8 protein-coding genes are annotated in these 12,787 nt (G+C 73.4%); 2 read left to right on the forward strand and 6 right to left on the reverse strand.

Features of this window, described 5'->3' with window-relative positions; genetic code table 11:
• Positions 1-26: 26 nt before the first annotated feature.
• The 3 genes from JOE35_RS11230 to JOE35_RS11240 form a co-directional block, all read right to left on the reverse strand.
• A complete protein-coding gene (locus tag JOE35_RS11230; protein ID WP_209562025.1) occupies positions 27-2,309 on the reverse strand; it encodes a UvrD-helicase domain-containing protein in 2,283 nt (760 codons plus the stop codon).
• A 154-nt stretch (positions 2,310-2,463) separates the two neighbouring features.
• Positions 2,464-3,294 carry an aldo/keto reductase gene (locus tag JOE35_RS11235; RefSeq protein WP_209561137.1) on the reverse strand — a complete coding sequence of 277 codons (831 nt, stop codon included), beginning with the start codon at positions 3,292-3,294 and terminating at the stop codon, positions 2,464-2,466.
• Positions 3,294-3,668 carry an FKBP-type peptidyl-prolyl cis-trans isomerase gene (locus JOE35_RS11240; protein WP_209561138.1) on the reverse strand — a complete coding sequence of 125 codons (375 nt, stop codon included), beginning with the start codon at positions 3,666-3,668 and terminating at the stop codon, positions 3,294-3,296. The genes JOE35_RS11235 and JOE35_RS11240 overlap by 1 nt, the downstream gene beginning before the upstream one ends.
• A 99-nt stretch (positions 3,669-3,767) precedes the next feature.
• Between JOE35_RS11240 and JOE35_RS11245 the strand changes: the two genes are divergently transcribed.
• A complete protein-coding gene (locus JOE35_RS11245) occupies positions 3,768-5,099 on the forward strand; it encodes an MFS transporter (protein ID WP_209561139.1) in 1,332 nt (443 codons plus the stop codon).
• Between the two features lie 24 nt (positions 5,100-5,123).
• On the opposite strand, the gene JOE35_RS11250 is transcribed toward JOE35_RS11245, so the two are convergent.
• Positions 5,124-6,512, reverse strand: a complete 1,389-nt coding sequence (locus JOE35_RS11250; protein ID WP_209561140.1) for a PrsW family intramembrane metalloprotease — start codon at positions 6,510-6,512, stop codon at positions 5,124-5,126.
• 133 nt (positions 6,513-6,645) lie between these two features.
• Between JOE35_RS11250 and JOE35_RS11255 the strand changes: the two genes are divergently transcribed.
• Positions 6,646-7,827 carry a YihY/virulence factor BrkB family protein gene (locus JOE35_RS11255; protein ID WP_209561141.1) on the forward strand — a complete coding sequence of 394 codons (1,182 nt, stop codon included), beginning with the start codon at positions 6,646-6,648 and terminating at the stop codon, positions 7,825-7,827.
• Between the two features lie 175 nt (positions 7,828-8,002).
• Here JOE35_RS11255 and JOE35_RS11260 read toward each other — a convergent pair whose 3' ends face one another.
• Both JOE35_RS11260 and JOE35_RS11265 read right to left on the reverse strand, forming a co-directional pair.
• Positions 8,003-12,013: an Ig-like domain-containing protein gene (locus JOE35_RS11260; protein WP_209561142.1), complete on the reverse strand. Its 4,011-nt coding sequence runs from the start codon at positions 12,011-12,013 to the stop codon at positions 8,003-8,005.
• A gap of 284 nt (positions 12,014-12,297) precedes the next feature.
• Positions 12,298-12,723 carry a cytidine deaminase gene (locus JOE35_RS11265; RefSeq protein ID WP_209561143.1) on the reverse strand — a complete coding sequence of 142 codons (426 nt, stop codon included), beginning with the start codon at positions 12,721-12,723 and terminating at the stop codon, positions 12,298-12,300.
• Between the last annotated feature and the right edge of the window lie 64 nt (positions 12,724-12,787).

The following is a 12,787-nucleotide window of genomic DNA, read 5'->3' on the forward strand; positions in this document are numbered from 1 at the left end:
TCGCAGCGCAAGCGCGCGGCGCGCGGCTAGCCGACGACCGTGAGGCGCTGCGTCGGCCGGGTCATCGCCACGTAGAGGCTCGCCGCGCCGCGGGCAGCGCCCGTGCGGATGCCCTCGGGGTCGACGATCACGACGCTGTCGAACTCGAGCCCCTTCGACGTCGCGGGGCTGAGCACGGAGATCGGTCGGGTCAGCGACGCCGTGCCCGGCGCCACCAGCCCGGGGAACAGCGGGTCGAGCCCCGAGACCAGGTCGGCCACGAGGTGCTGGGGGGCGATGACGGCGAGGGTGCCCTCGGAGTCGATGCCGCGGTCGGCGGCGACCGCCTCGACGACCGCGGCGACGAGGGCGTCGTGCGCCGCGCCTCCTCGGCTGTCGCCCGTGGCGGCGAGGGCAGGCACCGCGATCTCGCGGACCGGCCACTCGCTCGAGCGGACCGACCGGCTCGCCGTGATCGTCAGCCCGTTCTCGACCGCGAGGCGCTCGGCGTGCTCGACGATCTGGCTGGGCGTCCGGTAGTTGACCGTCAGTTCTTCGAGGCGCCAGGGCGCCGTGGTGCCGGCGACGCTCGACCCGCGACGACGGCCGAGCAGGGCCTGGAGCGCCCTGTCCCACGAGGAGGCGGCGGCCGGGCTGGACGCCTGGGCGATGTCCCCGACGACGGTGAACGAGCGCAGCGGGCAGCGGCGCGACAGCAGGCGCCACTGCATGGGCGACAGCTCCTGCGCCTCGTCGACGACCACGTGTCCGAAGGCCCAGGTGCGGTCGCCGGCTGCGCGCTCGGAGGTGGTCATGGACGCGGCCCGCTCGGCGAAGCCGCCCGCGATCTGCTCGGCCGACACCATGCCCTCGACGCCCATGTTCTCGATCGCGCGCTCGGCGTTCTCGATGTCGCGCTTGCGCTGCTGCTTGCGGGCCAGCTTGTCGGGGTCGACCCCGGCCTGGAACTCGCCGAGCAGCTCGGCGGCCTCGTCGAGCAGCGGCACGTCGGAGATCGTGAACTGCGACCCGCGGGGGCGCTGGAGCAGGGCGCGCTGAGCCGGGGTCCAGCGCTGCGTGATGGTCGCGAGCCAGTTCGGGCGCGCGAACAGATCTTCGATCAGCTTCTCGGCCGACAGCGGCATCCACGCCGTGTTGAGCAGCACGCGCACGTCGTGCGACTGCCGGATGTCCTCGCGGAGCACCGCCTCGTCCGACTCGTCGACCGTCGTGCCGTGCTCGCGCATCTGCGACACGAGCAGGCGGGTCAGCGCCGAGAGCGCGGCCTTGTTGAACGTGACCCTGCCGAGGTTGTGCTGCTTGCCGCGCTCTTGCGCACGCCGCATCGCGTCGCCGATCAGCTCGGGCTGCACGACGAGCCGCTCGCCGTTGATGTCGATCGTCGTCGCCTGCGTGGGCCGGACCTGCCGCGAGCGCACCGCGCGCTTGATCAGCTCGGCCATCTCGGCCGAGCCCTTGAGGGCTGCCACGTCGGGGGCGTCGTCGACCTGGGTCTCGAGGTCGGGGTAGAGCCCGCCGAGGCTCGACAGCACGACGCCGCTCTCGCCGAGCGACGGCAGGACCTGCTCGATGTACCGCAGGAACGAGCGGGACGGGCCGACGATGAGGACGCCAGAGCCGCGCAGGCGGTCCCGGTGCGAGTAGAGCAGGTACGCGGCGCGGTGGAGGGCCACGGCCGTCTTGCCGGTGCCGGGCCCGCCCTGGACGACGAGGACGCCGTCGAGCTCCGACCGGATGATCCGGTCCTGCTCGGCCTGGATCGTGGCCACGATGTCGGTCATGCGACCTGTGCGCTGCGCCGTGAGGGCCGCCATCAGCGCGCCCTCGCCCTGCAGCTGCACGTCGTCGCGGTCGAGCAGGTCGGGGTCGAAGACCTCGTCCTCGAGGCGGGTGACGGCGCGGCCGGCGAGCGTCAGGTGACGGCGGGCGCGGACGCCCATCGGCGTCGCCGCGGTGGCCTGGTAGAAGGCGCTGGCGCCGGGCACGCGCCAGTCGAGCAGGATCGGGTGGTGCTGCCGGTCGCGCAGGCCGACGCGGCCGATGTAGCGGAGGGCGCTGCCCGTCTCGTCGGGACGCTCGAGCTCGAGCCGGCCGAAGGCCAGCCGCTCGTCGACGGCGCCCAGCTGGGTGATCGTGTCCTCGTAGAGCTTCGCGAAGGCGTCTCGCTCGCTGCGGCTCTGGTGGTTGCCGCCCACGGCCTCTCGCCGGGTGCTCTCGAGACGCACGCGGGCGTCGGCCTTCAGCTCGTCCAGACGCGCGTACAGCGTGGCCACGTAGGCGCGTTCGCGCTCCAGCTCAGATGACACCAGGTTTGCTCCACCCCTCGGGAAAGACGGCACGCCAGTCTACCTGTGCGGGGCCGAGCCCCCGCCCCACCCACGACGGCGCCCGCGCCCTCCGGAGAGGACGCGGGCGTGTCGGGCCGACAGGCGGGCGCGGGCGAGCGCGTGCCGGCTGGCGGAGCTAGAACTCCTCGTGCGTCTCGGGGTCGCCGTCCCAGAGCCGGCCGCGCTCGAGGCCGCTGATGCGCGCCACCTCGTCGTCGGACAGCTCGAAGTCGAAGACGTCGAGGTTCTCGCGCTGGCGGCCGGGGTCGGCCGACTTGGGCACGGGCACGGCGCCGAGCTGGACGTGCCAGCGCAGGACGACCTGCGTGGGCGTCTTGCCGTGGGCACGCGCGATCTCGGTGACCACCGCCTCCTGCAGCAGCTCGCTCTGCTTGGCGAGCGGGCTCCAGCTCTCGGTGACGATGCCCATGCGCTCGTGCACGGCGCGCATCCCCGCCTGGGGGAAGTACGGGTGCAGCTCGATCTGGTTCACCACGGGCACGACGCCGGTCTCGTCGGCGACGCGCTGCAGGTGCTCCTCGGTGAAGTTGGAGACGCCGACGCTGCCGACGAGGCCGTCCTCCTGCAGCTTCACGAACGCGCGGAACGAGTCGACGTACTTGTCGACCCGCGGCAGCGGCCAGTGGATCAGGTACAGGTCGACGAAGTCGAGACCCAGGTTCTTCCGGGTCTCCTCGAAGCTCGCGAGCGTCTCGTCGTAGCCGTGGTGGCGGCCCGGCAGCTTCGACGTGACGACGAGCTCGTCGCGAGGCACGTCGACGCGGCGGACGGCCTCGCCGACCGCCGCCTCGTTGCCGTAGTTCAGGGCCGTGTCGAGGAGGCGGTAGCCGGACTCGATCGCCGTGGCGACCTGGCCCGCGCCCTCGTCGCCGTCCATCCCGTACGTGCCGAGGCCGAGGGCCGGGATGGTCCGGCCGTCGGCGAGGCCGATCGAGGGGGCCGTCATCAGCTGACGCCGAGGAGGTCGATGACGAAGATCAGGGTCTTGCCGGACAGCGGGTGGCCGCCGCCCGCGGGGCCGTAGGCCAGGTGCGGCGGCACGACGAGCTGGCGGCGGCCGCCGACCTTCATGCCGGGGATGCCCTCCTGCCAGCCGCGGACGAGCGCCGCGAGGGGGAAGTTGATGGGCTCGCCGCGGCTCCACGACGCGTCGAACTCTTCTCCGGAGTCGAACTCGACGCCGAGGTAGTGGACGTTGACGGTCGAGCCGGACTGGGCCTCGTCGCCGTCGCCGACCGTGATGTCGGTGATCTCGAGCTCGGAGGGAGCAGGAGCGGTGGGGGCGTCGATCTCGGGCTTGGTGCTGGGGTCGTGAGTCATGCGTCCATCCAACCACCGCCTCCTCGTGTCGTCGGGGGACGCCCGACCGGCCCGCCGCCCGACCGCGCCAGAAGAGTGCAGATCGCGCATGATGGAGACTTGTCCACTCCCGCGCCTCCGCCCGCCCCCGCCAAGCCCCGCCGCCCCGTGCTCGTCGACGTCACCCCGCTGCGGCAGAGCCCGGCCTTCGCGCGCCTCTTCGTCGGCAACACCGTCAGCGGCATCGGGACGCAGCTCACCCTCGTCGCCGTCGGGCTCGAGGTCTACGACATCACCCGCTCGACCTTCGCCGTCGCGCTCGTCGGGGTCGTGTCGCTCGTGCCGATGATCGTCGCGGGGCTCTGGGGCGGCATGCTCGCCGACGCCTTCGACCGCCGGAAGGTCGCGCTCGTCGCCGCCGTCTTCGCCTGGCTCTCGACCGCCGCGATCGCCCTGCACGCCTGGCTCGGCCTGCACGAGGTGGGCCTGCTCTACGTGCTGACCTGCGTCAACGCGGTGGCCGGGACGATGATCGCGACCTCGCGTGCCTCGATCGTGCCGCGCCTCCTGCCGGCCTCGCTGCTGCCCGCCGCCGCGGCGCTCGGCGGGATCGGCACCGGCCTGATGCTCACGGTCGGGCCGGCACTCGCCGGAGTGCTCGTCGCGGGCATCGGCTTCGCACCGACGTACACGGTCGACGTCGTGCTCTTCTCGTTCGCGTTCCTCGGGATCGTGACGCTGCCGCCGATCCGCCCCGAGGGCAACGCTCAGCGGCCGGGCCTGGCGTCGCTGGTCGAGGGGATGCGGTTCCTGCGGCGGGCGCCGACGGTGCGCACGACCTTCGTCGTCGACATCGTCGCGATGACCTTCGGGCAGCCGCGGGTGCTCTACCCCGTGGTCGGGGCCGTGGTGATCGGAGGAGGTGCGGTGACGGTGGGCGTGCTCACCGCCTCCTACGCGGTGGGGGCGCTGCTGAGCAGCGTCTTCTCGGGACGGCTCGGGCACGTGCGCCTGCAGGGCAGGGCCGTCGACCGCGCCATCACCGTCTACGGGATCTGCATCGCGGCGTTCGGGCTCGTGCTGGCGCTCACCTCGCCGCGCGGCGACGGCGGGCTGACGGAGGGGCTCGGCCAGGCCGACCTCGTCGCGCTCGGCGCTGCCGCGCTCGCCCTCGCGGGGGCCGGGGCCGCCGACAACGTCAGCTCGATCTTCCGCTCGACCATCCTGCAGACCGCGGCTCCCGACCACATGCGGGGCCGCCTCCAGGGCGTGTTCATCGTCGTCGTCACCGGCGGCCCGCGGGTCGGCGACCTGTTCGTCGGGCTCGTCGCGGCAGCGGGCGTCGCGTGGCCGCCGCTCCTCGGAGGGGCGCTGATCGTCGTGCTGATCGCGGTGGTGGCGCGCCTCACGCCGGCGTTCCGGACGTACGACGCGCTGCACCCGACGCCGTAGCGGTGGCTGCCCTCGGCCGTCCGCTCACCAGCCGGGCGGCGGGAGGGGGCGACCCCAGGGATCGTGCGTGGGCGGGCCGGACTGCCAGTGCTGCTGCTCCGGAGCGACCTGCTGCGACTGCTGCACCTGCTGCACCTGCACGGGCTGCTGCTGCCAGGCGAGCGCGGGCTGCTGCGGCCAGCCGACGAACGCCCCGGGCGGCGCCTGCAGCGCGGCCCGGCTCGCGGCGAGCGCCGCCAGCAGGTCGGCCTCGTCGCGGCGCGCGCCCTCGTCGTGCCCCCGCTTGCTCTTGACGAGCCGCTGGCGGGTGAAGGCGAGCCGCGTGGCGTCGGAGACGAAGCGCCCCATGGCGGGCCCCGTCCCGTTCGCGGCGGCCCAGCGTCGGGCACGGCGACGACCGGCGGCCGTCGAGAGCATCGCGACCTCGTCGGCGCTGAACCAGCCGACCGCGGCGTACTCGGCGAGCCGTGCGTGGGTCACCCGGCGCTCGTTGCGGCGCAGGAAGACGACCAGCAGCACCATCGCGACGAAGATCGGCACCTGCACCAGCAGGTAGTAGACGAAGAAGCCGTCGCCGACGACGACGAGGGCGCCGTTCCAGAGGGCGTGCAGGGCGGCGGCGGGCACGACGCCGAGGGCGAACCAGCCGATCGCGCCGAGGCGGCCCGTGCGGCGGGCCGCCCAGCCGAGCGCGATGCCGGTGCAGGCCGTGTACATCACATGGGCGAACGGCGACATCAGCGCCCGCACGACGAAGACGAACACGAGGCCGTCGCTGCCGAGGGTCAGGTCGTCGACGACCTGCAGCGCGAAGTACTGGATGTTCTCGACGAAGGCGAAGCCGGCCGCCACCGTCGCGGCGTAGACGACGCCGTCGACGGGCCCGTCGAAGTGCCTCCGGAAGATCCAGAGCACCAGCAGCACGCCGAAGCCCTTCGCGACCTCCTCGACGATCGGGGCCTGGACGACCGCGCCGAAGACCTCCGCGCCTCCTTCGGTCCCGATGCCGACGAGACCCTGCACCGAGCCGACGACGAGGTCCACGATCAGGGCGGTGCCGACCGAGACGGCAGCGCCCCAGAGGAACGCGAAGAGCAGCGCCACGCGGGGCTCCGGCTCCCAGCGGTCGACGAGCCAGATGCCGACCATGACGATCGCGAGCGGCACGAAGGCGAGCAGGCTCGCGGCGAGGATCACGCCCGGCGACAGGAAGATCAGGAAGTACACGACGAGCGCCAGCACGAAGACGCCGATGACGGTGAACCCGACCGCCAGCGCCACGCCGCTCGCGACGGGTCGACGCCGAGGCGCCGGCTGGGCGAACACCGGCTGCGCAGGCCACCAGACGGGCTCGGGCGCCCGCGCGGGCTGCCCGGCGACCTGGTGCTGCTGTCCGGAGTCGTCCCACGTCATGCCCATGACCCTACGGGCCTGCAGGAGGCGGTGGCCGGGTGCGGAGGAGAGGCCGGCCGGGGCACCGGCCGCGGCGCTGGCCGCGGCGCGCACGGCACGCGCTCCGCCCCCTTCCCCGCTGTACCCTCGGGGGATGCCTGCGACGCGGTCCCTCCCCGAGAACCCGTCGCCGACCCGGTACGTGGTGATGCGCGTCTGGCACGACTTCCTGAGGCACCGCACGATCGACGCCGCCGCCTCCTTGACGTTCTTCTCGACCCTGGCGATCCTGCCGACCGCGCTCGCCCTCGTGTCGGGCGTCGCGTTGTTCCAGGACGGCGAGTCGGCCGTGAACGACATCCTCGAGGTTGCCCGCTTCGTGCTCAGCGCCGACGCGATCGACACCCTGCGCCGACCGCTCGAGCAGATGCTCAGCCTCTCGAACCCTGGCGTCGCGTTCGGCGTCGGCCTGTGGCTGACGCTCTGGTCGCTGTCGTCGTACACGACCGCCTTCGGCCGGGCGATGAACACCGCCTACGAGGTCGAGGAGGGGCGCCGGATCTGGAAGTTCCGCGGCCACATGATGATCGTCACCGTCGTGCTGATGGTGTCGTTCGCCGTCATCGCCGCGCTGCTGCTCGTGACCCCGACGCTCTTCGTGGGCATCGGCGAGGCCGCGGGCTTCGGCGAGCCCTGGTTCACCCTCTACAACGTCGTGAAGTGGCCGGTGATCGCCGCCCTCGCGGTGTTCGCCGTCGCGATGCTCTACTACTTCTCGCCCAACGTGCGGCCGCCGCGGCTGCGCTGGGTGTCGTACGGCGCGATGTTCGCGCTCGTCATCTGGGCCGTCTGCACGCTCGGCTTCGCCCTCTACGTGTCGACCGTCTCGAACTACGACCGCTTCTACGGCTGGCTCGGCGGCGTCGTGGTCGTGCTGCTCTACTCGTACATCAGCAACTTCGTGCTCGTCATCGGCGGCGAGCTCGACAGCGAGGTGCTGCGGATGCGCCAGCTGCGCCGCGGGGTCAAGGCCGAGGAGGTCATCCCCCTGCCGATGCGCGACACCGCCCGCAACCACATCCTCGCGCGCAACAGCGCGTGGGACGTCCGCGTCGGCCGCGCGCTGCGCGAGCGCGCCCTGCGCGAGAACGGCGGGGTGCTCGACGCCGACGAGCTCCGGCACCTGCACGTGCGGGGCGAGCGGCTGCAGGTCACCGACCGCGACCACGCGCACTCGGCGGCGCTCGAGCTCGACCTGGACGGCGACGGCAGCCGGGAGCCGGAGCGGACGCCCGAGGTCGACGCCGCACGTTCGCCCGAGCCGTCCACGTCCTAGTCGCTGCCGCCGCGGCTGGTTCCGGCTAGCGCTCCGGCGCTGCACCCCGGAGTGGACGATGCACCCCGTCGTGTCGGGGGTGCGTCGTCCACTCCGGGGTGTTCCGGCGACGGGCGGACGCGCAGGAGGCGCGGTGCCGGTCGACCGGCACCGCGCCTCCTCGAAGGGGGTCGCGTCAGCTGCGCCGACCCACCCGTCGACGGATGACCAGGGCCGTGCCGAGGACGAGCAGGCCGAGGCCCGCCGCGAGCACGACGCCGAGCGCCGGGCCGGACCCGGTGAACGCGAGTCGACCGTCGTCGGCCGTGACGACCGGCGACGTGCCGGGCTGCCCCGTCCCGACCGAGGGCGAGCCCCCGGAGCCCGAGCCGGAGCCGGCTCCCGGTCCCGTGCCCGGTGCCGTCGGGTCGCCGCCCGTGCCGGGTCCGGTCGGGTCGCCTCCCCCGACGGGCGGGTCGACGGGTGCGGCGAGGATCGTCACGCCCGCGGTCTCGACCGGCTCGGCGTCGACGAACCCGGCCGCGGTCGCCGTGACACGTGCCGTGACGACGCTGCCCTCGGCACCCTCCGGCACCGTGAAGGCACCGGCCAGGACGGCGGCCCTGGTCGACGGGCCGGCCGCGGCAGCCGGGGCGACGGCCTCCCCGTCGACGAACCACTCGACGGTGACGGCCGCGTCGCCGGGGTCGACGTCGACGCTCACCCGCAGCTCGGAGCCGACCCGCGGCTCCCCCACGACGACCGCCGAGGTCGTCGCGACCTGGCGCTCGACGCGCACGGCGTACTCGGTCGTCGTCGATCCGTCCGGCGACGTGATCCGCACCCTGGCGACGCCGCCGTTCGTGGCGTCCGCCTGCGTCGTCGTGACGGTCGACGTCGTGTCGGTCGCGATCGCCGACACGACGGGCCAGCGCGAGCCCTGGGTGACCACGTCGTACGACCCGGCCGCCGGGTCGAAGCCCTCGACCTCGACGCCGTCGACGCGCAGGGTCGCGGCCGTGCTCACCGCCGAGTCGGAGGCGACGGGCTCGAAGAGCTGCACCTCGCTGACGGTGAGGTGGGTGTTCGCGTACGCGTCCATGACGACGCGGACACCCGACGTGCTGACGGTCGGGAACTCCGCCGTCACGACGGGGGCGCCGGCGGTCGGCACCGCGACGGGCTGCGGCGTCTCGTACCCGGGCAGCGGCTGCCAGGTGCCGTCGGCCGCCTGCTGCTGGAGCTGGATGCTCTCGGCCCAGCTGCGGGCAGAGCCGTCCGCGTAGAACTGGACGGCGACCTGCGACACGTCACGCGGTGCGTCGAACGAGTAGGTCAGCGTGCTCTGCGCCGGTTTGCCCGACGACACCCAGTTCGACCAGCCCTTGTCGCCCGACACCCCGTTGCGGGTGCGGTCGGCCGGGTAGCCCGACTCGGTCGACGAGGCCGTGGCCGCGACTCCCGCGTCGGGGGCGAAGTTGCGGAGGGTCGAGTCGGTGACGATCAGCGACAGCCGGGCCGGCAGCGTGCCGCCGTCGACCGTGGCCGTGCCGGTCAGGGGCACGACGCCCACTGGGACGAGGTCGTCGTCGGCCAGGTCTGCGGCGTCCCAGGTGACCGGGACGTCGAAGGTCTGCTCGGAGGCGGCCACCCGTGCGGGCACCGTCTCGGGCAGGGCCGCGACGACGCCCGCCGAGGGGCTGCCCACGGCGACCGTGAGCGACACCGGGTCGGTGACCGTCAGGCCGCCGACGTCGACGAGCGCGGTGACCGCGAACGACTGCCCGAAGACGTCGGTCGCCGTGCCGGTCACCTCGACGCGGCCGGGCGTCTGCCAGGCAGCTGCGTCGACGGCGTCCCAGGTCACCGGCGCCGCGGCCCCGGTGCCCCACGAGTAGCGCGCCACGACCGTGGCGGGCAGCGCAGGAGGCACGCCAGCGTCGGTCCGGACCGCGACGGTCTGGCCAGCGGCCGGCTCGAGGTCACGGACGGCCCAGCGCTGGTTCGCGCCGCCGTTCGTGCCGTACACGCCGACCGGGGCGCCCTCGGCGGTCGACTGGCCGCCGACGTCGAGTGACTGGGCGACGCCGTCGCCGACGAACGAGAAGGTCCCGCCGTCGGTCGTCGTCACCCACCAGCGCGTGGCCGCGTCGGCGGCAGCCGCCGAGGCGTCGACCGCGCGGAGCTCGGTGCCGCGGGAGGTCGCCGCGAGGAACCGGCCGTCGCCCGCCTGCAGGGTCACCCTGCGGACGTCGCCGGACGCGGTGGGCACGGCGCGGGCGGTCCAGGACTGGCCGGCCGCCGCCTCCGTCGTGGTGGCCGAGGAGGCGAGGGCGGGGCCGGTCGAGCCGGCCGCGGCACCCAGCGCCTTGCCGCTCTGGACGCCCACGAACTGGTACTCGTGGCCGTCGACGACTGCGGGTGCGTCGGCGGCGACGCCGGAGACGCCGCTCACCTCGAAGGTCGTGATCGACTTCGCCGGCACGGTCAGGGTCGCGGTCCCGGCGGCGACGTCGACAGCGACGGGCGTGCCGGGCACGACGCCCGTCGAGGTGACCTCGGCGCCCTCGGGAGCCTCGGTGGTCGTGTACGGCGTGACCGACGCCTCCTGGTCGATCGCCCCGAAGCGGGACAGGTCGATCGTGACCGTGCGGTCGACGCTCGTCGTGTTGCGGTGCACGAGCGTGGCGCCGTCGCCGTCGGGGCGCACGGCGGCGGTGGTGTCGACGTCGTCCACGGCGACCAGGCGGTCGCCCTCGTGGATGAACTTCGTGAAGTTGCGGAGCGCGGAGAACTTCGAGTTCACCTCGACCGAGCAGGGCTCGACCGCTGTCGAGTCGCCCCCGGCGTCGGCGACGCGACGCTCGCTCTTCCAGACCTCGGCGCCGTCCTCGGTGAACGGGACGCAGTCGAGGTCGATGAACATCGAGCCCCAGTTGAGGTCCTCGCCCTGCGGCTCCATGTTGTAGAGGTCCTCGACGGGCTGCCAGAGCACCCAGGCGTCGGGCTCGAGCTCGCGCAGGTCGTCCGTCACGCGGCCGGCCATGCCGAGGCCGTTCTCGATGTTCGCCGGGTCCCAGCCGTTCACCCAGCTGCCCTCGATCTCGCTCATCCAGAGCGGCGAGTCCGCCTGCTTGGCGAGGTCGCGGACGCCGAGACGACCGCTCGTGCCGTAGGTGTGCACGTTGAGGCGCTCGACCGCGTCGCGGGTCGCCTGGGGGTACGCCGCCCAGTTCGTGGCGAAGATGCCGGGGTTCGTCTCGTCCATCGCCGCGATGAACGCGTCGGTGGTCGTGCCGGACTCGGCCAGCTCGGCCTGCAGGGCGGCGATCACGCGCACCTGCTGGTCGGGCGAGACGTGCATGCCCTCCTGGCGGCCGGTCGGCTGGCCGTCGCGGATCGTCGTGCCCCAGTAGTTCGTGTTCGGCTCGTTGAACGGGTCGATCGACTCGACCTCGATGCCCGAGGTCTGCTCGAGCTGCTCGGTGACCCGGGTGAGGTAGCTGACGAAGTCGGCCTCCGACGTGGTCCTCAGCTGCTGCGCCGTCGAGTTGAACCCGCCCGACACGTAGCCGCTCTCGGTCATGAAGTACGGCGCCGAGTTGGCGAACGTCTCCCAGTGCGTGATCTGGTCGTCGGCCGCCAGGCGGTCGACCCACCAGCGCTGCGTCGCGTCGGCGTCGAGGTCGTACTGCGAGAGGTCGTCGGCGTCGAAGGCCGCGCGCACGGCCTCGCGGTCGGCGTAGGCCGTGGAGGCGCCTCCGTAGACGCCCGCGCTGCCGTCGGCGTCCGGGGCCCACCAGCCGTCGACCGCGCCGCCGGGCCGCAGGTAGTCGACGACGTCGCTCGCGTTGCCGCCGCCGATGTTGTACCGGGCGATGTTGAGGTCGAGCCCCTCCTCGCCGAAGACGGCCTGGTAGAGGTCCTCGCGGAGCTCCTCGGGGTAGCCGCCGGTCGCGTTGGCGAACCAGACGAGGCTGGTGCCCCAGCCCTGGAACGGGTCGCCCGCGTACCAGGGGTTCGGCGTGAGGGTCACCCCCTCCGCCGCCGCAGCCGCCGCCTGCGCTGCGCCTGCCGTCGTCGCTGCGCCTGCTGGCTCGGCGGTCGGCAGCGCCGTGGCCAGCCCGACGGCGACCAGCGCCGTGGCGCTCGCCCCCGCCAGCAGCCGTGTCGCCGCGCGTCGTACAGATCGTGATCGTCGCATCATCGTCGATGCAGCCCCTCTGTCGAACTGACGGCCGACCCTGACGTCGACCGTGGGGTCGTCGTCGACCCTCTCGTCGACCCTACGATGTTTGCGCAAACACGGCTAGGGGCGGTTCGCTTTCCGTCGCCGGACGCCGGACGCCGGACGCCGCACCCCGCGCGCGGCACCCCGCACCCCGTGCGCGGCACCCTGCACCCCGGATCTCGCACCGGCGGCACCGCGTCCGCCCGGCCTCGAACCCCTCAGTGGACGATGCACCCCGTCCTGGCGGGGTGCATCGTCCACTACGGGGTGCTCCGCGGGCGAGGCAGCTCCGGCTCGGGCCACTCCCACTCCGGGAGAAGGTCGCGGAGCGGTGCCACCCTGCCGTGGCCGAGGACGATCGACGTGTCGAGGTTGGACGGGTCGATCTGCCGGATGAACTCGCGGCAGCGGCCGCAGGGTGCCAGAACCGTGAGCCGGTCTCGGTCGTCCCGCCACACGGCGACGATCCTCGCTATCGCGTACTCGCCGCTCGTCACCATCGAGGCGACGGCCGCGTGCTCGGCGCAGAAGCCGGTGCCCGAACCGGTGTCGATGCAGACGCCCGTGTGGATCGCGCCCGTGGTCGTCTCGAGCGCGGCCGCGACGTCGCCGAAGAGGCGATCGCCCGCCCGATGCGGGTTGATCGTGCGGTGAGCCACCTCGATGAGATCGTCATGGTCCGTCATCGCCCCAGGATAGGCAGGGCCGATCTCTCGGCCGTCCGGTGCTGACAGCCCGGGGCATCCGCCG

This window comes from Frigoribacterium sp. PvP032, from assembly GCF_017833035.1.
Taxonomy (GTDB): domain Bacteria; phylum Actinomycetota; class Actinomycetes; order Actinomycetales; family Microbacteriaceae; genus Frigoribacterium.